Source organism: Hydrogenophaga aquatica (assembly GCF_054780915.1).
Genome location: NZ_BAAGVK010000001.1, coordinates 193407 through 214397, shown reverse-complemented (window position 1 = coordinate 214397; position 20991 = coordinate 193407). Strand labels below are relative to the sequence as shown.

General features: G+C 63.0%; 20 protein-coding genes. 7 read left to right on the top strand and 13 right to left on the bottom strand.

Features of this window, described 5'->3' with window-relative positions:
- Positions 1 to 243: 3'-5' exonuclease (locus tag ACYVHH_RS01025; protein WP_460563132.1), on the top strand; the 243-nt coding region annotated here is incomplete at its 5' end.
- A gap of 64 nt (positions 244 to 307) precedes the next feature.
- On the opposite strand, the gene ACYVHH_RS01020 is transcribed toward ACYVHH_RS01025, so the two are convergent.
- The 3 genes from ACYVHH_RS01020 to ACYVHH_RS01010 form a co-directional block, all read right to left on the bottom strand.
- Positions 308 to 1183 (bottom strand): DNA adenine methylase, encoded by an 876-nt coding sequence (locus ACYVHH_RS01020; RefSeq protein WP_460563131.1) that lies wholly within the window; start codon positions 1181 to 1183, stop codon positions 308 to 310.
- Positions 1170 to 2894 (bottom strand): AAA family ATPase, encoded by a 1725-nt coding sequence (locus tag ACYVHH_RS01015; protein ID WP_460563130.1) that lies wholly within the window; start codon positions 2892 to 2894, stop codon positions 1170 to 1172. The genes ACYVHH_RS01020 and ACYVHH_RS01015 overlap by 14 nt, the downstream gene beginning before the upstream one ends.
- A gap of 149 nt (positions 2895 to 3043) precedes the next feature.
- Positions 3044 to 4867 (bottom strand): glutamine--tRNA ligase/YqeY domain fusion protein, encoded by a 1824-nt coding sequence (locus ACYVHH_RS01010; protein ID WP_460563129.1) that lies wholly within the window; start codon positions 4865 to 4867, stop codon positions 3044 to 3046.
- A 127-nt stretch (positions 4868 to 4994) separates the two neighbouring features.
- Here ACYVHH_RS01010 and ACYVHH_RS01005 point away from each other — a divergent pair, with 127 nt between their 5' ends.
- Both ACYVHH_RS01005 and ACYVHH_RS01000 read left to right on the top strand, forming a co-directional pair.
- Positions 4995 to 5426: a hypothetical protein gene (locus ACYVHH_RS01005; RefSeq protein ID WP_460563128.1), complete on the top strand. Its 432-nt coding sequence runs from the start codon at positions 4995 to 4997 to the stop codon at positions 5424 to 5426.
- Between the two features lie 85 nt (positions 5427 to 5511).
- On the top strand, positions 5512 to 6342 hold the full coding sequence (locus ACYVHH_RS01000; protein ID WP_460563127.1) for an undecaprenyl-diphosphate phosphatase: 831 nt from the start codon (positions 5512 to 5514) through the stop codon (positions 6340 to 6342).
- A 38-nt stretch (positions 6343 to 6380) separates the two neighbouring features.
- Here the strand turns inward: ACYVHH_RS01000 and ACYVHH_RS00995 are convergent, their stop codons facing one another.
- From ACYVHH_RS00995 to mutS, 3 genes are read right to left on the bottom strand one after another with little or no spacing between them, the layout of a single operon-like run.
- Positions 6381 to 7247, bottom strand: a complete 867-nt coding sequence (locus tag ACYVHH_RS00995; protein WP_460563126.1) for an alpha/beta fold hydrolase — start codon at positions 7245 to 7247, stop codon at positions 6381 to 6383.
- Positions 7247 to 8074, bottom strand: a complete 828-nt coding sequence (locus ACYVHH_RS00990; RefSeq protein ID WP_460563125.1) for a peptidase — start codon at positions 8072 to 8074, stop codon at positions 7247 to 7249. Before ACYVHH_RS00990 ends, ACYVHH_RS00995 begins: the two co-directional genes overlap by 1 nt.
- A complete protein-coding gene (gene mutS / locus ACYVHH_RS00985) occupies positions 8071 to 10755 on the bottom strand; it encodes a DNA mismatch repair protein MutS (RefSeq protein WP_460563124.1) in 2685 nt (894 codons plus the stop codon). Before mutS ends, ACYVHH_RS00990 begins: the two co-directional genes overlap by 4 nt.
- A gap of 164 nt (positions 10756 to 10919) precedes the next feature.
- Between mutS and ACYVHH_RS00980 the strand changes: the two genes are divergently transcribed.
- Positions 10920 to 12179, top strand: a complete 1260-nt coding sequence (locus ACYVHH_RS00980) for a sensor domain-containing diguanylate cyclase (protein ID WP_460563123.1) — start codon at positions 10920 to 10922, stop codon at positions 12177 to 12179.
- On the opposite strand, the gene ACYVHH_RS00975 is transcribed toward ACYVHH_RS00980, so the two are convergent.
- Positions 12176 to 12934, bottom strand: coding sequence for an EAL domain-containing protein (locus tag ACYVHH_RS00975; RefSeq protein ID WP_460563122.1), 759 nt, complete (start codon positions 12932 to 12934; stop codon positions 12176 to 12178). The two genes, ACYVHH_RS00980 and ACYVHH_RS00975, sit on opposite strands and share 4 nt — an antisense overlap.
- Positions 12935 to 13025: 91 nt before the next feature.
- Positions 13026 to 13937 (bottom strand): inositol monophosphatase family protein, encoded by a 912-nt coding sequence (locus ACYVHH_RS00970; protein ID WP_460563121.1) that lies wholly within the window; start codon positions 13935 to 13937, stop codon positions 13026 to 13028.
- Positions 13938 to 14034: 97 nt separating this feature from the next.
- Here ACYVHH_RS00970 and ACYVHH_RS00965 point away from each other — a divergent pair, with 97 nt between their 5' ends.
- Both ACYVHH_RS00965 and cysE read left to right on the top strand, forming a co-directional pair.
- Positions 14035 to 14775: an RNA methyltransferase gene (locus tag ACYVHH_RS00965; RefSeq protein ID WP_460563120.1), complete on the top strand. Its 741-nt coding sequence runs from the start codon at positions 14035 to 14037 to the stop codon at positions 14773 to 14775.
- Between the two features lie 30 nt (positions 14776 to 14805).
- Positions 14806 to 15570: a serine O-acetyltransferase gene (cysE, locus tag ACYVHH_RS00960; RefSeq protein ID WP_460563119.1), complete on the top strand. Its 765-nt coding sequence runs from the start codon at positions 14806 to 14808 to the stop codon at positions 15568 to 15570.
- A gap of 27 nt (positions 15571 to 15597) precedes the next feature.
- Here the strand turns inward: cysE and ACYVHH_RS00955 are convergent, their stop codons facing one another.
- The 3 genes from ACYVHH_RS00955 to yjgA are packed head-to-tail and all read right to left on the bottom strand — an operon-like array spanning position 15598 to position 17201.
- Positions 15598 to 15936: a DUF4870 domain-containing protein gene (locus ACYVHH_RS00955; RefSeq protein ID WP_460563118.1), complete on the bottom strand. Its 339-nt coding sequence runs from the start codon at positions 15934 to 15936 to the stop codon at positions 15598 to 15600.
- A 24-nt stretch (positions 15937 to 15960) separates the two neighbouring features.
- Complete coding sequence (mog, locus tag ACYVHH_RS00950) at positions 15961 to 16554, bottom strand: molybdopterin adenylyltransferase (RefSeq protein WP_460563117.1); 594 nt, start codon at positions 16552 to 16554, stop codon at positions 15961 to 15963.
- A 2-nt stretch (positions 16555 to 16556) separates the two neighbouring features.
- Positions 16557 to 17201, bottom strand: a complete 645-nt coding sequence (gene yjgA / locus ACYVHH_RS00945) for a ribosome biogenesis factor YjgA (protein ID WP_460563116.1) — start codon at positions 17199 to 17201, stop codon at positions 16557 to 16559.
- Between the two features lie 22 nt (positions 17202 to 17223).
- Here yjgA and pmbA point away from each other — a divergent pair, with 22 nt between their 5' ends.
- Positions 17224 to 18675, top strand: coding sequence for a metalloprotease PmbA (gene pmbA, locus ACYVHH_RS00940; RefSeq protein WP_460563115.1), 1452 nt, complete (start codon positions 17224 to 17226; stop codon positions 18673 to 18675).
- Positions 18676 to 18690: 15 nt separating this feature from the next.
- Here pmbA and ACYVHH_RS00935 read toward each other — a convergent pair whose 3' ends face one another.
- A complete protein-coding gene (locus tag ACYVHH_RS00935) occupies positions 18691 to 19926 on the bottom strand; it encodes a GGDEF domain-containing protein (protein WP_460563114.1) in 1236 nt (411 codons plus the stop codon).
- 22 nt (positions 19927 to 19948) lie between these two features.
- Positions 19949 to 20965 (bottom strand): ABC transporter substrate-binding protein, encoded by a 1017-nt coding sequence (locus ACYVHH_RS00930; protein ID WP_460563113.1) that lies wholly within the window; start codon positions 20963 to 20965, stop codon positions 19949 to 19951.
- Positions 20966 to 20991: the final 26 nt, after the last annotated feature.

Below are 20991 nucleotides of genomic sequence, written 5' to 3'. Positions count from 1 at the left end.
GCCCAGCAATGTCGTCATCTGAAAAATCAACCGACAACGGCCGCGTCAGCGGTGGTTGTGCAGACCTTCCTTAGCAAGGGGCTGGAATTCCCCGTGGTGGCGCTGGTGGGCGTGGGGCACATGCCCACGCCGGGCGAGGACGAGCGCGAGGAGGCGCGGCTGTTCTATGTGGGGGCTACGCGGGCGACGCAGCGGTTGGTGATTGGGGCGAGTGGGGCCGGGAGGTTCGCTGCCCGGCTATAGGCAAAAGGTAATGCCAGATCCGAGCGTTTTTTGGCGAACGTTGGGTTTTTCTGTTTAATAGTTGTCAGGCGACTTGTTTTGTCTGAGGGATGTCGTTGTCTGAAATAATTAGGTCTTGACTGAAAAACATAACTTCATTACCCACATAGCGACGTTGGGCTGTGTAGTTGAGTCCATATGTTTTGGCGTTGACGAGTTGATACATAGCGCGAATTTCATCAGCATTGTCGTAGGAAACGACCCAGTGCCGTTTGAAATTCTTTGCCCTGATAGTTTCCGCTATCGCAACGTGATCATCATGCTCGTAATAGTTGCGGTACAGTCCTTTGCCTTTTACGTAGTAAGGAGGGTCAAGGTAAATCAGGGAGCGCATTGGTAGAAACTCTTTGCATCGTTTTAGGAGAGCTAAAGAATCTTCGCTGTACACGGTGATGTCTTTTGATCGTCGAGCAATCTCCTTAATTCGCGCGGCAATTACATCCTTCTTAAAACGGGCATCCAGTTTATAAATGCCGTCTTGGTTTTTTCCGCCAATGACGCCAGCTTTTAAAATTCCAGAGCGGTTGGTCCTGTTCATGAATAACGTGGCAAAGCCTTTTTCCACCAGGCTGGATTGACAGTCATCGCGAATTATCGAGCGCCACTTGAACCATTCCTCGATGGTGATCGGAGTCGAGGAAAGCAGTTCAAGCAGTTCCTCAGAATGCTGCGTTACAGATGCCCAAAACGCATACACCGCTGGGTCTGCGTCGTTGATATGAATATGGCTTGCATGCCCTTGAAACAGTAAATCAAGTGCGACTCCCGCTCCTCCCGCATAGGGTTCTAGGTAATGCCCGCCCGCTACGTCATTGACCTGCATTATCTTGGCAATGAACGGGGCAAAAGGGGCTTTGCCGCCAGGGTAGCGTAATGGACTGTAGAGTCTATTTGAGAACATTGGCCACCTTCTTAAGCTTGATTTCCAGTGCGGCTAGTTTGGTGTCGTCAACGGCGTAGCCTTCTTTCATGACGCTGAATAGTCCCGCCTTGAAGTTCTCCAAGAAGGCGTTGGTTGCCTCGGGATTGTTTTCCACCCAGTGTCGCCATGCATTGTGCGGTTTAACGCTTGAAGCAACTAGAGGTTGAAAGTCTATCGAGTTGTAGAACGTTTTGAAAATATCCCGCTTTACTTTGTTGCCGCCGTAAGCTGCTAGGCGTTCTTTTAAATTGACTTTGTTGCCGTTTATGTTTAGTTCTCGAATTGCCTCGCGTCCGGCTGAGTTGGTGAAGACGTCGCGAGAAAACTGAAGATTGTTGTTCCAGAATGGATCTTCGGGTGGCAAGTTGTAGAGATGTTCGAAGATCAGTTGGTCCGGTGGTAAATCGCCTGGGAGCAGGGCTACTGTTTTAAAGTGTTTTCCTTTGATGAGTGATTTGGCATCGGCATCCAAGCAAACAATGCTATTGGTGAAAAATTCTGGAATCTTTCTGTCAAGTAGGTATACGTAGTTTGCGCAGCCCATCTTGATCCCTGACATCTGATTCAAGAACTTTTTAATTGGCTGCCTGTGTATTAATGCTGAGAAGAAGTCTTCCGCCTCTTTGTCTTCAAAGTAAATGTTTATACTCGGAAGCGTAATTTTGGGGCCGGCGCTGATTGTTTTTGTGTGTATATCGGCACTGATCTTCGCCCAAGACCAGTCCTGCATCACCTGAACTGATCCATATGTATTGCTCAGGTAGACGGTTTTGAATTTTTTGCTGTGTTGATGCTGACTTTGCTCGTGTGCATATTCGATCATGACAGGGGAGTGAGACGTCATAACCACTTGCAAATCGAGTTTTCTACATTCGCGTTCAAAGATCTTCAGTAGATTAATTTGTGCTGTTGGAAACAGCCCGGCATCAGCCTCGTCAATTAGTAGTAACCCACCCTTATAGTCTGCATATTCTGTCTTGAGTTTTTTGAATGATAGCAGTGCCATGATGATTTGGCCTGCATTGTCTTCGCCAGCCGAAACCGACTCGTGGTTGTAATTTTCGCCATGGGCGACGGCAGATGTGATTGTCCCGTGAGTGCCAGTGGCTTGTGTTGAATTTCGATTCAATAGTTCATTGGTGAGTGCAATGAATTCCTGTTCGTGAGATTTTAAATACTCGAAATCAATCGCCTTGTAGTCGCGGTCTGCAATTGGGTATAAGCGCTTCAGGCTTAAGAAAATCACTGGGTGAGTGAAGTTTCTGCTTGTGTTCCCGATGGCTGTGCTATTTTTTCTGATGACAGGACGCGGTAATATTCTTTTGGTTTCGTCGTCTGTCCGTGTCATCAACTCCAGATTGGCTGTGGCAACCTGATCTGTGTAGCCTTCGTGAAGAAGAATGCTGGCCGACAAAGAACCGGGTACATCAAATTTTTCAGATATTCTGATGTGTTCTTTGTATTGGGATTTGAAGCCTTTGCTGCTGATTTGCTTAAAGTTGCGTAGACTTGCCCCTGTATTGTAGTCTTTGTCAAAGCTAAATATTTGCGCTGCAATTCCGAGGATGGAAGACTTGGATGTTCCGTTCTTTCCGCAAATGACAGTAATGTATTCCCCGAAATCAACCTCGACGTTGTTTAGTGCACGAAATTTTTCGATTGTTATCTTTTTAAGATGTGTTCTCGTCATGGTCTCTCCCTGTGTGTTGTTGAGATGAGCGTTTGTGTGCGAATTAATTTTTTTGATCGCGAGCCAATCTTCTTTTTGGGGCGTCAGATTTCCAACTAAGAAACCAGAAAACTTAATGGTCTGCTGGTTCCTTTGCTGTTTTCAGGAAATCACTTCCCCCAGCTATCCTTCAACCCCGTCACCCGGTTGAACACGACCTTCCCACCCACCCCATGCTCCACCCGGTCGGCCACAAAGTACCCGTGCCGTTCGAACTGGAACTTCTGGTCCGGCTGCGCAGCGGCCAGTGACGGTTCCACGTAGGCCGTCACCACCTTCAGGCTGTCGGGGTTCAGTGCGTCCAGGAAGTTCTTGCCCCCCGCGTCGGGCTGGGCTTCGGTAAACAGGCGGTCGTACAGGCGCACTTCGGCTTGTACGCCGTCGTTCACGCCCACCCACGTAATGGCGGCCTTGGCCTTCACGCTGTCGGCGCCGGGGGTGCCGCTCTTGGTGCCGGGTATTACCTTGGCGTGCACCTCGGTCACTTGGCCGTTGGCGTCGCGGGCGCAGCCGGTGCATTCGATCACGTAGCCGCCCTTCAGGCGCACCACGTTGCCCGGGAACAGGCGCTTGTAGCCCTTGGCCGGTACTTCTTCAAAGTCCTCGCGCTCAATCCACACCTCTTTGCCAATCTTGAAGCGGCGCTCGGGCGGCGGGGTCTGCCCTTCGGCCAAGGCCGAGTGGGGCAGGGCGGGCTGCGTGCATTCCTCGGTGTAGGCGTCGCTGCCAAAGGCTTCGGTCCAGTTGGTCAGCACCAGCTTCACCGGGTCCAGCACGGCCATGCCACGGTGGGCCTTGTTTTCCAGGTCTTCGCGCAGGCAGCCTTCCAGCGTGCTGTAGTCAATCCAGCTGTCGCTCTTGGTCACGCCTATGCGTTCGGCAAACAGTTGAATGGCTTCGGGCGTGTAGCCACGGCGGCGCAGGCCCACAATGGTTGGCATGCGCGGGTCGTCCCAGCCGCTCACCTTGCCTTCGTTCACCAGTTGCGCCAGCTTGCGCTTGCTGGTTATCACGTAAGTCAGGTTCAGGCGGGCAAATTCGTACTGGCGCGGGGGCGGGGCCTTCAGCAGGCCACCTTCGGTCAGGCGCTCCAGCAGCCAGTCGTAGAAGGGGCGCTGGTCTTCAAACTCCAGCGTGCAAATGCTGTGGGTAATTTGCTCCAGCGCGTCTTCAATGGGGTGGGCAAAGGTGTACATCGGGTAGATGCACCATTTGTCGCCCGTGTTGTGGTGCGTGGCGCGGCGTATGCGGTAAATGGCCGGGTCGCGCAGGTTGATGTTGGGGCTGGCCATGTCGATCTTGGCGCGCAGCACGGCAGCGCCGTCGGCCAGTTTGCCGTCGCGCATTTCGCGAAAGCGCGCGAGGTTCTCGGCAGGCGTGCGGCTGCGGAACGGGCTGTTCACACCGGGTTTGCCAAAGTCGCCCCGGTTCGTGCGCATTTCTTCGGCCGTCTGCTCGTCCACATAGGCGTGGCCCGCTTCAATCAGGCATTCCGCCGCGCGGTACATGAAGTCGAAGTAGTCGCTGGCCTGGTACAGGTGGTTCTGGCCGTTGGCTTCCCACTTGAACCCGAGCCACTGCACCGCGTCGAGGATGGAGTTCACGTATTCCGTGTCTTCCTTCTCGGGGTTGGTGTCATCAAAGCGCATGTGGCACACGCCGCCGTAGTCGCGCGCCAGGCCAAAGTTCAGGCAGATGCTCTTGGCGTGGCCCACGTGCAGGTAGCCGTTGGGCTCGGGCGGAAAGCGGGTGCGGATCTTGGCCGGGTCGGGCACGCCTGCCTCGTGGTGGGCGGCGTCGCCGGGGCTGCCGCCCCATTTGCGCGTGGCGTAGGTGCCCTGGGCCAGGTCGTGTTCAATGATCTGGCGCAGGAAGTTGCTGGGCTTGTGTTCGGCGCCTTCGCTGGGCGCGTTGGTGTGGGGGGTGGAGCTCATCCTGGGCATTTTAGGGGGTCGTTAACACCTGGATACGAACTTCACAGGCCGTGTGCGCATGTGAAGCCCGATCTGCCATGTAATGCAGGTGTCGGCACCCCTGTGCCGTACAACACAGGAGATTCTCATGAGCAACTTGAACCCCAATTCCTACCTGCGTTCCACCCGTGGCACGTGGGCACGGCATCTGGTCGCGGCCGGGGCACTGGGCATGGCACTGGCCGGTGGCGGGTTCGCGCATGCGGCAGACGTGTACTGGTCGGTGGGTGTGCACCAACCTGGCGTCAGCGTGGGCATAAGCAACGCGCCGCCGGTGGTGGTGGCTTACCCCAGCTACCCGGTGGTGGTGTCGCCGCCCGTCGTGGTGCGCCCGGTGCCTCGCGTCATTTACGGCCCGCCGGCTACGGTGGTGGTGGCCCCTGCGCCCCAGGTAATTGGCTGGGTGCCGCCTGGGCACCGCAAGCACAAACACAAGCATGGCCACGGCTACCGCTGGGATGACCGGCACTGGGACGACCGCAACGACCGCTGGGACCGCCGCGACGGCAGATACCGCTGACCGGCACTTCGGCGGCCGCGCGCGTTGATGCCGGGCCGCGTCGGCAAAGCCCTACACTCTTGGCTTTGCCGACAACCCCCCGAGCATGGACGCCGTACTCCTGATCAAAGCCGCCCTGATGGGCGTGGTCGAAGGTCTGACCGAATTCATCCCCGTTTCCTCCACGGGCCACCTCATTCTGGCGGCCGCCCTGCTCGACATGCCGGGCGAGAAGATCAAGGTCTTCGAGGTGGTGATCCAGACCGGCGCCATTCTTGCCATCGTTTCCATCTATCTGCAGCGGTTGCTGTCCACGTTGATCGGTCTGCCCCGTGAGGCGCAGGCGCAGCGCTTCACCGCCAACGTGCTGATCGGCTTCTTTCCCGCAGCACTGGCGGGCGTGCTGTTCATCGACGTCATCAAAGGTGTGCTGTTCAACCCGCTGGTGGTGGCTCTGGGCTTCATCGTTGGCGGGTTCGTCATGCTCTGGGTGGAGGCGCGGCAGGCACGCCAGCCTGCGCACCGCATAGACGACGTGGACGTGGTGCGGTGGTACGACGCGCTGGGCGTGGGCCTGATCCAGTGCCTGGCGCTGATTCCCGGCGTGAGCCGTTCTGGGGCCACCATCATCGGGGCCATGGCCTTGGGGTTCTCACGGCGCAGCGCTACCGAGTTCAGCTTTTTCCTGGCCATTCCCATGCTGTTCGGTGCGGCGGCATACGACCTTTACAAGCACCGCAGCCTGCTGGGCATGGAGGACGTGCCGCTGTTCCTGGTCGGCCTGGTGGTGTCGTTCGTCTCGGCCTGGGTTTGCGTCAAATGGCTGCTGCGCTACGTGGCCAGCCACACGTTTGTGCCCTTTGCCTGGTACCGCATCGTGTTCGGGGTGTTGATTCTGGTCACCGCGGCCATGGGCTGGGTGAACTGGGCGGCCTGAATGGTCTGAATAGCCTGGGCTGGCCGCGCGGCCAGCACTCAGCCGAAGCTGCGCAGCGCACGGTCCACGGCGGCGGCCGTGTCCAGCGGTTTTTCCATGGGGAACAGGTGGCTGCCTTCCACCATCTGCAGGCGGTCGCCGGGGGCTTTGCCCACCAGCTTGTGCGTCATGGCCATGCCCACCTGCTTCATCTCGGCCGAACGCGTGCCGCCCACGAAGGCCACCGGGCATTGCAGTGGGTGGCGGCGCAGCAGGCGGTCCAGGTTGTGGGGCAGGGTGTTGTAGATGCGCGTTTCCACGTCGCGGTCAAAGCACAGCACGCGGCGCGTGCCGCTGGGCGTGGCTTCGTCGCGCGTGCCGTGCTGTATGTAATCGCGCAGCACCTGCGGGTCCCAACGGGCAAAGGCCTTCTTGTGGGCAAAGTGCTCCCAGGCGGCTTGTTCGTCGGGCCAGGTGTTGCGGCGCTTGCGGCTCACCTGCCCGGGTGACAGGGCACCGATCAACTGGGTTTGCTTGACGAGTTGCAGCGTGCGTGCGCGCCAGCCGCCCAGCACGGGTGAATCCAGCATCACCACGCCTTTCACCGGCACGCCCGCCAGCAAGGGGTGGGTGGCGGCGCACATCAGGCTCAAGAAGCCGCCCATCGAGTGGCCCACCAGGTACAGCGGCCCTTCGTGGCCAGCGGCGGCCTCGGCGGCGAACTCGGCCAGTTGCTCCACCAGGTGCGGCCAGTTGCTGGTCACAGGAAAGCGCGGGTCGTGCCCGAACTTGTCCACCGCCTTGACCTGATAACCCCGCGCGCGCAGGCTGCGAAACAGCACGCCGTAGGTGGCCCCGGGGAAGCTGTTGCCGTGCGAAAACACAACCAGCGGGTGGGCTTCAACGGTGGCGCGCGGCGGTTTCATCAGACCAGTTTCTCCTTGGCGTTGGTGATCTTCTTCAGCGGCTGGCTGCGCACACTGGGGGTCAGCAGCGGGGTGGCGGTGGCGCCGCCATCCCAGGCGGGGTCTTCAATGCCGTCGAACACCTCGCGCAGCTTTTGGCCCCAGGTGCCGCGCAGCATGCGGAAGTAAGGATTTTGCTCGTCGATGCAAACGATCTTGTCGCTTGCGAGACGGCCCGCCTCGTACACGGCCAGGTCCAGCGGCAGGCCCACCGACAGGTTGGACTTGAGCGTGGAATCCATGGACACCAGCAGGCACTTGGCGGCTTCGTCCAGCGGGGTGTTGGGGGTGATGACGCGGTCCAGCACGGGTTTGCCGTACTTGCTTTCACCGATCTGGAAGAAGGGCGTTTCGGGCGTGGCTTCAATGAAGTTGCCGGGGGAATAGACCTGGAACAGGCGCATGCCTTCGCCCCCGATCTGCCCGCCGAAGATCATGCTGACGTTGAAGTCCACGCCGTTGCGCTTGAGTGCCTCACCGTCGCGCTCGTGCACATGGCGCACGGCGGCGCCGAGCACGCGCACGGCATCGAACATGCTCTTGGCGTTCCAGATGGTGATGGGCTCGTCCCCGTGTTCGCTCTTGAGCTGTTCAACCTGCAGAATCTCGCGCACCGACTGCGAGATGCTCAGATTGCCCGCCGACAGCAGGCACATGAAGCGGTCGCCCGGCTTCTCGTACACGATCATCTTGCGGAAGGTGCTGATCTGGTCCAGCCCGGCGTTGGTGCGCGAGTCGGAAAGGAAGACGAGACCGGCGTTGAGTTTGACGGCGACGCAGTAGGTCATGGCTGTTGCTGCAGTTTTTTGAGGGAATAGAGTTGTTCCAGCGCCTCGCGCGGGCTGAGGGCGTCGGGGTCGATCTGGGCCAGGGCCTGTTCCACGCGGCTGGGTTCGGGCGCAGCCGCTGCGGGCGGCGGGGCAAACAAATCCACCTGGGCTTGTGCCTGGGCACTGTGGGTTTCCAGCGCTTCCAGCGCGTGGCGGGCATGCTGCACCACGGCGCCGGGCACGCCGGCCAGGCGGGCCACCTGCACGCCGTAGCTGCGGCTGGCGGGGCCGGGCTCGATCTGGTGCAGGAAGACGATGTCGCGCCCGTGCGCTTCCACCGCGCTCACGTGCACGTTGATGGCCGCGTGGTGGCTGGCGGGGAATTCCGTCAGCTCGAAGTAGTGCGTGGCGAACAGCGTGAAGGCCTTGACCTTGTCGTGCAGGTGTGTGGCAATGGCCGAAGCCAGTGCCAGCCCGTCGAAGGTGGAGGTGCCGCGCCCGATCTCGTCCATCAGCACCAGGCTGTGCGGCGTGGCGCCGTGAAGTATCTGCGCGGCCTCGGTCATCTCCAGCATGAAGGTGGACTGGGCGTTGGCCAGGTCGTCTGCCGCGCCAATGCGGGTGTGAATGGCGTCCAGCGGGCCCAGGCGGCAGCGTGTGGCGGGCACGTAGCTGCCCATGCTGGCCAGCAGCGCAATCACGGCCACCTGGCGCATGTAGGTGGATTTGCCGCCCATGTTGGGGCCGGTGATGACCTGCATGCGGGCCTTGGGGCCCATGACAGTGTCGTTGGGGATGAAGGGGCCTGCGCCGGTTTCGTTCAGGCGCGCTTCCACCACCGGGTGGCGCCCGCCTCGGATTTCGATGCAGGGCTCCAGCGCGAATTCGGGCTCGCACCAGTTCAACGTGAGCGAACGTTCGGCGAGGGCGCACAGTGCGTCCAGCGCGGCAATGGCGCGGGCCAGTTCGCCCAGCGCGGGCACGTGGTTCTGCAGTTCGTCCAGCAGGCCTTCGTACAGCCACTTTTCGCGGGCCAGGGCGCGCTCCTGCGCGCTCAGGGCCTTGTCCTCAAAAGCCTTCAGCTCGGGGGTGATGAAGCGTTCGGCGTTCTTCAGCGTCTGGCGGCGGCGGTAGTCGTCAGGCACTTTGCCCAGCTGGCCCTGCGTGACTTCGATGTAGAAGCCGTGCACCTTGTTGAACTGCACACGCAGGTTGGCAATGCCCGTGCGTTCGCGCTCGCGGGTTTCCAGGTCGAGCAGGAAGCCGTCGCAGTTGTTTTGGATGGCGCGCAGTTCGTCCAGTTCGGTGTCATACCCGTGGTTGATGACGCCGCCGTCGCGCACCAGCGCGGCGGGTTCGGGCAGCAGGGCGCGGTGCAGCAGCACGGCACAGCCCTCGGGCGGCTGCAACTGTTCGGCCAGCCGGGCGAGCAGGGGGGAGGCGCCGCCCGCATTGCTGGCGGCCAGGCTGTGCAGCGCCTGTTGCAGCCCCAGCGACAGGCTGGCGGCTTTTTCGAGCGTCTGGCCCAGCCCCACCAGTTCACGCGGGCGCACCTGGCGCAGCGCCACGCGGGCGGTGATGCGTTCCACGTCTGCCGCACCTTTCAGCGCCTGGCGCAATGGCCCGTGCAAGCCCGCGCGCAAGGCGCCAATGGCCTGCAGGCGGGCGCGGGCGGTATCGCGTTCGCGCGGGGGGTCCAGCAGCCAGCGCTTGAGTTCGCGGCTGCCCATGCCGGTCTGGCAGGTATCCAGCAGCGAGAACAGCGTGGGCGACGATTCACCGCGCAGCGTCTGCGTCAGCTCCAGGTTGCGGCGGGTGGTGGCGGGCAGGTCGATGAAGGCCTGCGGGCGGGCCACCTGCAACTGGCGCACGTGGGCCAGCACGCGGCCCTGGGTGTGTTCGGCGTAGTCCAGCAGGGCAGATGCGGCAGCGTGTGCATCGGGCAAGTCTTGCGCGCCCCAGCCGGCCAGGCTGGCAGCCTGCAGCTGCTCGCACAGCTTGCGTTCACCTAAAGAGCCGTCAAAGGCCCAGGCGGGGCGCAAGGCCAGGCTCAGGCGGGCTTGCCCGCCGTTGGCGGCCAGCGCGGGCCATTGGCGTTGCAGCTCCTGCAGGTTCTGCTCAAACGAGGGGCTCACCTCGGCGCTGTGCAGCAACTCGCTGGGGCCGATGCGCACAATCCAGGCACGCAACTCGTCGGCGGGGCACTGCGCCAGGTGCAGCACGCCCTGCGTCACGCTCAGCCACGCCAGGCCGCAGGTGGCGCGCGCGCCCTGGTGCACCGCCAGCAGCAGCGATTCGCTCTTGTCGTTCAGCAGTTCGGCATCTGTCAGCGTGCCGGGGGTGACCACACGCACCACCTTGCGTTCCACCGGGCCCTTGGAGGTGGCCGGGTCGCCAATCTGCTCGCAAATGGCCACCGATTCGCCCAGTTTGATGAGCCGTGCCAGATAGGTTTCCACCGAGTGGAAGGGCACGCCTGCCATCACCACCGGCTCGCCTGCGGACTGGCCGCGCTTGGTCAGCGTGATGTCGAGCAGCCGCGCGGCCTTCTCGGCGTCTTCGTAGAACAGCTCGTAGAAGTCCCCCATGCGGTAGAACAGCAGGGTGCTGGGGTGGTCGGCCTTGAGGCGCAGGTACTGCGCCATCATGGGGGTATGTTCCTTGCCCCCGGCAGGGTCTCTCGGTGCGGTGTGGTTCATGGAGTCGGGTGAAGGCGGTGCCGCGCTCGTGCGCGGCCAGCGGGCCAAGCCCGTATTGTCATCGACCGGCCAGTGGCGAGAGTCCACTGGCTGGCAGCAGCAACCATTTTCGCTGCACAATCAACGTTCCGGTCTGGCACCCCCCACTGTTTGCGAACCACACAATGCCTTCACCGTCTCCCATGGCGGCACTGCTGGAAGCGGCAGTAGCACAGTCCTTCAACGCCGTGTTGATCACCGATGCCAACCTGGCCGACGGCGGCCCGCGCATCGAGTATTGCAACCCGGCGTTCTGCGAAATGACGGGCTACACCGAGGCCGAACTGCTGGGCCAGTCCCCTCGCATCCTGCAGGGGCCAGACACCGATCCCGCCGTGCTGCAACGCCTGCGCCTATGTTTGCAGGAAGGGCGTTACTTCCAGGGCGTGGCGGTGAACTACCGCAAGGATGGCACGCCTTACCACGTTGAGTGGAACATCTCGCCGATGCGCGATGGAGCGGGCAACATCTGCCACTACGTGTCGGTGCAGCAGAACATCACGCCGCGGGTGCGGGCCGAGCAGGAGCGCGACCTGCTGGCCAAGGCGCTGAACGCGGCCCACGCACCCATCCTGATCACCGACCTTGAAGCCCGCATCGTGTTTGTGAACCGGGCGTTCGAGCAGCTCACCGGCTACGCGGCAGACGAGGTCCTCGGGCGGACGCCGGAGCTGCTCAAGTCCGGCACACACGACCGCAGCTTTTACGAAGGTCTGCGGTTGGCGCTGGCCCGAGGCGAGAATTTTCGTGCGACCTTCACCAACCGGCGCAAGAGCGGCGAGCACTACCACGCCGAGCAAAGCATTGCCCCGCTGCGCGACGAGCACGGCCGCATCAGCCACTACGTCAGCATCTCCAAGGACATCAGCAGCATCGTGCAGCGTGAGCGGGCGCTGCGTGAACTGGCCAACCGCGACAAGCTCACCGGCCTGCTCAACCGCAGGGCCGGTGAGGTGGAGCTCAAGCTGTGCCAAGCGTCGGCCGTCGAATCGGGTGAACCCTATTCGGTCATCCTGGGTGACGTGGACCACTTCAAGCAGATCAATGACGCGCACGGGCACCCCGTGGGTGACCGCGTGCTGATGGGCGTGGCAGGCACGCTGGCAGACCGGGTGCGTGCCAGCGACGCCGTGACGCGCTGGGGAGGCGAGGAGTTCCTGATCGTGCTGCCCGGTGCCAAGGTGGAAGCGGCCCGGGAACTGGCCGAACGCATCCGCGTTACGGTGGCGGCCAACACCGACCCCGACGCCGGACCGATCACCATCTCTTTCGGGGTGGGCCAATGGCGTGAGGGCGAAAGCGAGGCGGACTTGCTGCGGCGTGTGGACCGCGCCCTTTACGAGGCCAAGGCGCAGGGCCGCAATCAGGTGGCTCTGGCGGCTTAACCGGGCCAGGAAACCTCGGGCAGCCGCTCAAAGGCCGGCCGGGCGAACAGGTAGCCCTGGAAGTACCGCACGTCCATGGCCCGCAGGGATTCGTACTCGGCCGGGGATTCCACCCCCTCGGCAATCACGTCGATGTTCAGGGCCTTGCACACCCCGAGGATGCCCTGGACGATGGCCTGCCGCACCGGATCCTGGTCGATGTTGCGCACCAGCGCCATGTCCAGCTTGATGATGTCCGGCTGGAACTCGGCCAGCAGGTTCAGGCCGGAGTAGCCCGCGCCGAAGTCGTCGATGGCGGTCTTGAACCCTTGGCGCCGGTACTCCTGAATGATGCGCTTGAGGTGGTCCTTGTCCACCACCTTTTCGTTTTCCGTGATCTCGAAGATCAAGCGTTCGGTGGGAAAACCGTACTGCCTTGCTGCCTGGAGCGTGGCGCGTATGCAGGTGGCTGCCTCGTAGACGGCGTTGGGCAGGAAGTTGATGCTGATGTACTGGCCCAGGCCCAGACGGGCCGCCAGTTCCACCGCCTTGACCCGGCACGACTGGTCGAACAGGTAGCGGTTGTCCTCGTTGACCTGGTCCAGCACCTCGCTGGCGCTGCCGCCCGCATGGCCCCGCACCAGTGCCTCGTAGGCAAATACTTCCTGGGTGGTCACGTCCACGATGGGCTGGAAGGCCATGCTGAACTCGAAGCTCAGGGGCTTCGCGTCCTGGCAGGCCTTGCAGGGCGGGACGGTTGGGGTGAATGTGGTCATGGGCATCCAGACTGCTTGATACAAATGATGGTAAGGCAAGTCATCTGTTCAAGCCACCCCAATTCAGACGCCACCCCGCAAAGAGGGGGGATTACTCGGCGCTGGTGCCTTCGTCGCTGGCTTCGGTGCTCGTTTCTTCTGCCTCTGCCTCTGCCTGCAAGGCATGGCGCACGGTGGCCTTGTCGCCAGCGCTGGCAAACTTGCTGTACTTGCCCAGCATGCTCACCAGCTGGCCGTAGATGCGCGGGTTGGCGGCCAGGCATTCCTTCTGCTCCAGGAAGTCGGCCTCGCCGGTGAAGTTGCCGATCAGGCCACCTGCCTCGGTCACCAGCAGGGCGCCAGCGGCCATGTCCCAGGGTTGCAGGCCCGTTTCAAAGAAGCCGTCCGAAAAGCCAGCGGCCACGTAGGCCAGGTCCAGCGCGGCAGCGCCAGGGCGGCGCACGCCCGCCACGCGCGGCATCACTTCCGTCAGCAGGTTCATGTAGGTCTTGAACTGGTCGCCCGGGCGGAAGGGGAAGCCCGTGCTCAGCAGGCAGTCGCGCAGCATGGTGCGCTTGGCCACGCGGATGCGGCGGTCGTTCAGGTAGGCACCGCGCCCTTTGGTGGCGCAGAACAGGTCGTTGCGGGTGGGGTCGTAAACCACGGCCTGTTCCACCTTGCCTTCGTACATCAGCGCAATGCTGACGCAGTAGACCGGGAAGCCGTGGATGAAGTTGGTGGTGCCGTCCAGCGGATCGATGATCCAGGTGTGCTTGCGGCCATGGGCCTTGCCCTCCCGTCGACCCGATTCCTCGGCCCAGATGCCGTGGTCAGGGTAGGCACCCAGCAGCGTCTCGATGATGGCTTTTTCGGCGGCATGGTCGACTTCGGTGACGAAGTCGTTGGTCTGCTTGGCAGAGATGCGGACCGATTCGACGTCGAGCGCGGCGCGATTGATGATGGCGCCAGCGGCGCGTGCGGCCTTGATGGCCACGTTGAGCATGGGGTGCAGGTGGGAGGACATGAATTGTGTGAGGAACGAGGGTGGTGCTGCGCGATGACAGCGACAATAACGCGATTTTACCCGGGCGTCAGCCCCCGCGCAAACGAAAGGCCATGCCGTGCAGACCCGCTTCATCCTGATAGAGACCAGCCACGCGGGCAATGTGGGGGCCGCCGCGCGTGCCATGAAGGTGATGGGTTTTGACGATCTGGTGCTGGTGCGCCCGCGCTGGCCCGACGTGCTGCAACGCGAAGAAACCCTGCAGCGCTCCAGCGGCGCCACCGACGTGCTGGCGCGCGCCCGCGTGGTGCAGACGCTGGACGAGGCGTTGGAAGGTGTGTCGCACCTGTGCGCCACGGCCATGACGCCGCGCGACTTTGGGCCACCCACCCGCGCGCCACGCGAGCACCTGGGCGGGCTGCTGGCGCAGGGCGCACAGCCGCCTGCGGGGGTGGCCTTCCTGTTTGGCACCGAGCGTTTTGGCATGACCAACGAGGACGTTTACCGCTGCCACGTGTGCCTGAGCATTCCTACCGCGCCCGACTACGGATCGCTCAACCTGGCGGCCGCCGTGCAGTTGATTGCCTACGAATGGCGGCAAGCCCTGGGCGGGTTTGCGCTGCCGCCCAGTGGTGCGCCAGAGGCCGCGCCTGCCGACGCACAGGCCGTGGCGGGCATGCTGGCGCACTGGCAGGAAGCACTGGTGGCTGTGGACTTCCTTGACCCCGCCGCGCCCAAGAAACTCATGCCCCGGCTCAACCAGCTGTTCAACCGCGCACAGCCCACGGCAGAGGAAATCCACATCCTGCGCGGGGTGGCTCGTGCCATGCTGCAAACCGCCGCGCGGGCGAAGCGCTAGACTGTTGGGCCTATACCCCCTGCACCTGTCATGTTCTCACGCATCAAGACCGACATCGACTGCATCCTTGAACGCGACCCGGCGGCCCGCTCGCGCTGGGAGGTCGTGACCTGTTACCCTGGTTTTCACGCCGTGGTGATGCACCGCTGGGCACATGCCTGCTGGCATGGTGGTTTCAAGTGGCTGGGGCGCTTCATCTCGCACCTGAACCGCTGGTTCACGGGCATTGAAATTCACCCGGGTGCCAAGATCGGCAGCCGCGTGTTCATCGACCACGGCATGGGCGTGGTGATCGGCGAGACGGCCGAGATTGGTGACGGCTGCACCATCTACCACGGCGTTACCCTGGGGGGCACATCGCTCTACAAGGGCGCCAAGCGCCACCCCACACTGGGCAAGAATGTAGTGGTGGGGGCGGGCGCCAAGGTGCTGGGCGGCTTCACCGTGGGCGATGGCGCCAAGGTGGGCAGCAACGCCGTGGTGACCAAGCCCGTGCCCGATGGCGCGACGGCCGTGGGCAACCCGGCGCGCATCATCCAAGCAGAGGCCGATGCCAAACGCGAGGAGGCCGCTTCGAAGATGGGCTTCTCGGCCTACGGCGTGACGCAAAACGACGACCCGCTGTCGCAGGCCATGCGTGGCCTGATCGACAACGCCGCTGGCCACGAGCACCAGATCGCGCTGCTGTGGCAGGCCATTGAAAAGCTGTCGGGCACGCGCGGTGCGGTGCCCGCAGACGCTGCCAAGGACGAGCACTTCGAGGCCAAGCGCCTCAACGACCTGGTGGGCAAATGACGGCACAGGGGGCGTTGCCCCCGTGCGTCATTTGATCAGGCGCAATGCGAACGGCGCGCGGTAGTTCTTGCCTGAAGAGGCCGCAACGGCGCCCAGGATGCAGAAGATCAGGTGGCACAGCCCCAGCGCCACGAACACCAGAATGCCGATCAGCACGAACGTGAGGATCATGCCCGCGACGTAGCCAATGGCTGCGGTGATGGACCAGTTGAGGGCTTCCTTGGTCTGGTCCAGCACGTACGGATCGTCCTTTTTCACCAGGTACACGATCAGCGACGGGATGAAACCCAGGAACAGGGTGCCGATCCAGATCAGCACGGCGGTGTTCCGGGATTCCTTGCTGGCGCCGGTTTCCATGATTTCCATCTTCACTCCTCCTTCAAAAAGCCTTCAGCGGGCAGGGCGGACGGCCGATTTAGGCCGGAAGGCCTTGCACACGTCGTCGTTGGTCTCCATGTACGGTCCGCCGATGAGGTCGATGCAATAAGGCACCGCCGCGAAGATGCCGTGCACCACCGGCTTGCCATCGGCGTCCTTGAGGCCTTCCAGCGTCTCGGCAATCGACTTGGGCTGGCCCGGCAGGTTGATGATGAGGCTGCGGTCGCGGATCACCGCCACCTGGCGCGAGAGGATGGCCGTGGGCACAAACTTCAGGCTGATCTGGCGCATCTGTTCGCCAAATCCAGGCATTTCCTTGTGAGCCACGGCCAGCGTGGCTTCGGGCGTCACGTCGCGCAGTGCCGGACCGGTGCCGCCCGTGGTGAGCACCAGAGCGCAGCCCGCGTCCACCAGCTCGATCAGCGTGGCGCTGATGGTGGCCTGCTCGTCGGGGATGAGGCGGGGTTCGAAGGTGATGGGGTTCTTCAGGGCCCGGGTGAGCCATTCCTGCAGGGCAGGAAGGCCCTTGTCTTCATAGACGCCGCTGCTGGCGCGGTCGCTGATGGAGACGATGCCGATCTTGACGGGGTCAAAGCTGTCGCTCATGGTCATTCTTCGGTGTCGGTGGGGGCGTCGTCAGCAGCGCTGTTGAGGCGGGTGCGCACGATCTGGAAGATGTCGCGGTAGGCCTTGCCGTGGCGCTGTGCCTCGCCAGGGCGCTCGGCGCCTGCCTTGGCCTGGGCGTCCTTGCGGGCCTGGCGAATGAGCGAGCGCAGGTGCTGCAGGTCGGCATCCGGGTCGAGCTGGAGCCATTCGTTGAGCGCGGCCTCGTCGCTGACAAGGCGGTCGCGCCATTGCTCGGCCTCGTGCAGGCGCTGCGTTTCCTGGGCGCTGCCCTGGTGCTGCACCTCCAGCGCGGACTCGATGGCGGTGACGGTGCCGTCGTCGAGCTTGCGCATGAGCTTGCCGATGTACTGCATCTGGCGGCGGCGCCCCTCGAAGTTGGTGATGCGCTTGGCCTCGGCCAGGGCGTCGAGCAGGCTGTCGGGCAGGGCGAGCTGGTCCATCAGCCCCTTGCGCAGGGTCAGCAGGGCTTCGCCCAGGGATTGCAGGTGGTCGCTGCGTTTCTTCAGGTCGGTCTTGCTTTGCTCGACGTCGCCCTTGAGTTCGCGCTTGAGTTCCAGGTCCAGCTCGCTGCCTTCAGCAACGAAATGGCCTTTGACGAAATAGCCTTTGGTGGGTTTGCGTGCCATGCCAAGTATCATAGCCGCCGACATGAAAAAGACCCCCGCCCGAACCCCGTCCCCCGCTTCGACAGCCCCCGCACGCAAGCCTGCTGCTCCTGCGGCGGCACCTGCCAGCGGCTTTCAGTACAGCCGCGAACAGTTCGAGGAACTGGCCGACCTGGCGTTGAAGCACGCCCGCAAGCTGGGCGCATCGGACGCGGGCGTCGAGGTTTCCGAGGGTTCTGGGCTGAGCGTTTCGGTGCGCAAGGGCGAGCTGGAAAACGTGGAGCGCAACCGGGACAAGTCCCTGGGCATCACGGTGTACCTGGGGCAGCGGCGCGGCAACGCGTCCACGTCGGACTATTCCGCTGAGGCCATTCGCCAGACGGTGCAGGCGGCTTACGACATTGCCCGCTTCACCGCCGAAGACCCGGTGGCGGGCTTGCCCGACGAGCAGGACATTGCCAACGACTACCCCGACCTGGACCTGTTCCATCCCTGGGCCATCAGCGCCGAAGAGGCGGTGCAGATTGCGCTGCGCTGCGAAGGAGCGGCGCTGGCCACCAGCAAGAAGATCACCAACAGCGAAGGTGCGGGCGTGTCCGCACAGCAGTCGCATTTCTTCACCGAACACATGCGCGGCGGCGAGCGCGGTCGCGCGGGCATCTTCCGTGGCGGGTACGCGAGTTCGCGGCACAGCTTTTCGGTGGCGCCCATTGCGGGGCGCGGTGCCAACATGCAGCGCGATTACTGGTACAGCTCCATGCGCTCCCCGGCGGAACTGGCCAGCCCTGAGGCGGTGGGCCGTTACGCGGCCGAGCGTGCCCTGTCGCGCCTGAACCCGCGCAAGATTCCCACCACCGAATGCCCGGTGCTGTTCGAGGCACCGCTGGCCGCGGGCCTGCTGGGCGCGTTTGTGCAGGCGGTCAGCGGTGGTGCGCTCTACCGCAAGACCACCTTTCTGGTGGACAGCCTGGGCCGCCAGGTGTTTCCCAACCACATCGACATCGTGGAAGACCCGCTGATTCCCGGCGGCAAGGGCAGTGCACCTTTCGACGATGAAGGCGTGAAGACCGTCGGGCGCCAGGTGGTGGGCGGCGGCTGCGTGAAGGGCTACTTCCTGAGCACGTATTCCGCCCGCAAGCTGGGCATGCGCACCACAGGCAACGCGGGTGGCTCGCACAACCTGTTCCTGACCAGCCGCCTCACGCAGGACAGCGACGACCTGGACGGGATGCTGCGCAAGCTGGGCACGGGCCTGTTCGTGACCGAACTGATGGGCCAGGGTGTTAACTACGTGACGGGCGACTACTCCCGCGGCGCGGCGGGCTTCTGGGTGGAAAACGGCCGCATCGCCTTCCCGGTGCAGGAAATCACCATCGCCAGCAACCTCAAGGACATGTTCCGGGGCATCGTTGCCGTGGGAGCGGATGACTACGCCTACGGTGCCAAGACGGTGGGTTCCGTGCTCATCGACCGCATGAAAGTCGCGGGCAGCTGAGTCTGCTTGCGGGCGTCAGAGGGAGAGGGTGTCCTCTGCTGGCGCCCATTCCATGACCAGGTTCCGGCCTTGACGCTTGGCCTGGTAAAGCGCGTCGTCTGCCTCCTGCAGCAGGCTGTAGAGCCCATCCTCCAGAGCCGGAACGCGGGCGCTGAAACCCAGACTCACCGTCACCACAGTAGAGGTGGCTGACTTGGCATGTGCAATTGCCAGTGCCTGCACGTCCCGGCGGATCAGGTCGGCGGTTTGCCTGGCTACCTGGGTTGTGGTGTTGGGCAGCACCACCACGAATTCCTCGCCGCCGTAACGGGCGGCAAGTTCGCCGGCACGCCGTGCCGTGCCTGCCAGCACCTTGGCTACCTGCCTGAGGCAGTCGTCGCCCGCAGGGTGGCCGTACTCGTCGTTGAAGGCCTTGAAGTGGTCCACGTCGAGCATGATCACCGCCAACGGCAAGCCTTGGCGCGTGGCGCGCTGCCATTCCTGCTGCCATATGGTGTCGAAGTGCCTGCGGTTGGCCAGGCCGGTCAGGCTGTCGGTGGCGCTGAGTACCTCCAGCTGGCGGTTGGCCGCCTGCAATTCCTGCGTGCGTTTGCGCACTTTTTCTTCCAGCGCCTCATTGGCCGCGCTGATTCTCAGGCGCAGCCGCTGTTGCTCCAGCACCTCCTTGCGCAGCCGCCTTGAGAACTTGCCACCCACCCACAGCAAGAGCGCCACGGCGCCCAGGCGCAAGGCCAGCGCGGCCTGCCGCCACCGCGCATGCTGGCTGGCCATGGCCGCCAGCTCACCACTCAGCGCACCCACCACGGTCTCGCTGTTGATCTCGTAGATCTTGCGGGCCATCAGGTACTCGTCGTTGGCCAGCAGCCGACGGGCGTCCTGCCAGCGGTCGACGCGCATCAGCTCAATGGCCTGCTGTTCCACCACCCGCAGCTTGTCGTGCTCTTCGCTCAGGTCGGCCATCTCGCCCGAGAGGTTGAAATCCCGCGTCAGCTCGTCGACGGTGGAAAAGGTGTGGTCGAGCTCCGTCTTCACCGTGTCGTAGCTGGCGGTGCGCAGCGTGTTGCCTTCCAGCACGGCCGTGGCCAGCATGCCTGTAAGTTCCTGGCTCAGGCGCACCATGCGTTCCAGCCGGGTGCTGATTTCCAGGTGCCGCTGGTGCATGCGGTCGTTCTGGTGATCGACGTAGGTGCCGATACCGATGGAGATGAGCAGCACGGCGACCGCCGCGTAAAGGCTTCCCTGTAGGCGCATGGATAGTGGGTGTCGCGTTGGGTCAGCGGATCACTCGGTCGGCACGCTTGAACATGTCCGGGGGAATGATGATGCCCTGCGCCGAGGCGGCGTCGGGGTTCACCACCAGGCTGAACTTTTCCACCGGGCCCCAAGGGGTGTCGCCAGGCTTGACGCCCTTGAGGATCAGGGCCGCCTTCTTGCCTGCCGAGTAGCCGACCAGGTAGTAGTCCAGCCCGTAGGCGGCAATGGCGCCGCGCGATACGCTGTCCACGTCACCCGCGAAAAGGGGAATCTTCTGTTCCCGGCAGACCTTGGCCAGCGCTTCGATGTTGGCCACGGTGGTGTTGTCTGACGTGATGGTGACAGCGTGCACGCGGCCGATCAATGAGCGGGCTGCCCGTTCGACATCCTGGCTGCTGGATACCGTGGCTTCCACCAGTGTGAGGTTGAGCTGGGCCGCCGCGGCGCGCAGGGCCCGGATGTGCTGCATCGAGTTGGCTTCGGACGGGTTGAAGATCGTGCCCCAGATGCGCGCCTTGGGCACAAAGCGGGCGTAGGTCTCCAGCTGCAGCTGCACGGGCCACTGGTCGCTCACCCCGGTGACGTTGGTGCCGGTCTTTTTGCCCGGCGCGCTGTTCCTGGGGACGATGCCCGCACTGACCGGGTCGGTGACGGACGAGAACACCACCGGGATGCTGTTGGTGGTCTGGAGCACGGCCTGGGTCGAAGGGGTGGCTATGCTGTGTATCAGGTCCACCTTGTCGTTCACGAATTTCTGCGCGATGGCCTGTGCCCGTGCCGGGTCGCCCTTGGCGTTCTGCCGGTCGTAGACGACGTTCACGCCCTCCTTGAAGCCGGCGCTGGCGAGCGCGGCTTCAAACCCCTTTTCGTCCGCGTCCAGGGCCGCATGGGAAACGATCTTGATCACCCCGATGCGCACCGGCTTGGGATCGGCGGCCAGCGCCGGGCCGCAAAAGGCGGTCCACAGCAATGTCAGTGCGGTGAGTGTTGCCGTCCAGCGCGCAGATCGTTGTTGTTGCGTTGAGGGGGGGCGCATGCGTTTCTCCCAGCGAGTCAGGGCAG

Coding starts and splice junctions, on each gene's coding strand:
- ACYVHH_RS01005 (WP_460563128.1), top strand. CDS start 4,995: ATGAGCAACTTGAACCCCAATTCCTACCTGCGTTCCACCCGTGGCACG.
- ACYVHH_RS00980 (WP_460563123.1), top strand. CDS start 10,920: ATGCCTTCACCGTCTCCCATGGCGGCACTGCTGGAAGCGGCAGTAGCA.
- pmbA (WP_460563115.1), top strand. CDS start 17,224: ATGAAAAAGACCCCCGCCCGAACCCCGTCCCCCGCTTCGACAGCCCCC.
- ACYVHH_RS00955 (WP_460563118.1), bottom strand. CDS start 15,936: ATGGAAATCATGGAAACCGGCGCCAGCAAGGAATCCCGGAACACCGCC.
- ACYVHH_RS01010 (WP_460563129.1), bottom strand. CDS start 4,867: ATGAGCTCCACCCCCCACACCAACGCGCCCAGCGAAGGCGCCGAACAC.
- ACYVHH_RS01015 (WP_460563130.1), bottom strand. CDS start 2,894: ATGACGAGAACACATCTTAAAAAGATAACAATCGAAAAATTTCGTGCA.
- ACYVHH_RS00935 (WP_460563114.1), bottom strand. CDS start 19,926: ATGCGCCTACAGGGAAGCCTTTACGCGGCGGTCGCCGTGCTGCTCATC.
- ACYVHH_RS00975 (WP_460563122.1), bottom strand. CDS start 12,934: ATGACCACATTCACCCCAACCGTCCCGCCCTGCAAGGCCTGCCAGGAC.
- yjgA (WP_460563116.1), bottom strand. CDS start 17,201: ATGGCACGCAAACCCACCAAAGGCTATTTCGTCAAAGGCCATTTCGTT.
- ACYVHH_RS00990 (WP_460563125.1), bottom strand. CDS start 8,074: ATGACCTACTGCGTCGCCGTCAAACTCAACGCCGGTCTCGTCTTCCTT.
- cysE (WP_460563119.1), top strand. CDS start 14,806: ATGTTCTCACGCATCAAGACCGACATCGACTGCATCCTTGAACGCGAC.
- ACYVHH_RS00995 (WP_460563126.1), bottom strand. CDS start 7,247: ATGAAACCGCCGCGCGCCACCGTTGAAGCCCACCCGCTGGTTGTGTTT.
- mutS (WP_460563124.1), bottom strand. CDS start 10,755: ATGAACCACACCGCACCGAGAGACCCTGCCGGGGGCAAGGAACATACC.
- ACYVHH_RS01020 (WP_460563131.1), bottom strand. CDS start 1,183: ATGTTCTCAAATAGACTCTACAGTCCATTACGCTACCCTGGCGGCAAA.
- ACYVHH_RS00930 (WP_460563113.1), bottom strand. CDS start 20,965: ATGCGCCCCCCCTCAACGCAACAACAACGATCTGCGCGCTGGACGGCA.
- mog (WP_460563117.1), bottom strand. CDS start 16,554: ATGAGCGACAGCTTTGACCCCGTCAAGATCGGCATCGTCTCCATCAGC.
- ACYVHH_RS01000 (WP_460563127.1), top strand. CDS start 5,512: ATGGACGCCGTACTCCTGATCAAAGCCGCCCTGATGGGCGTGGTCGAA.
- ACYVHH_RS00970 (WP_460563121.1), bottom strand. CDS start 13,937: ATGTCCTCCCACCTGCACCCCATGCTCAACGTGGCCATCAAGGCCGCA.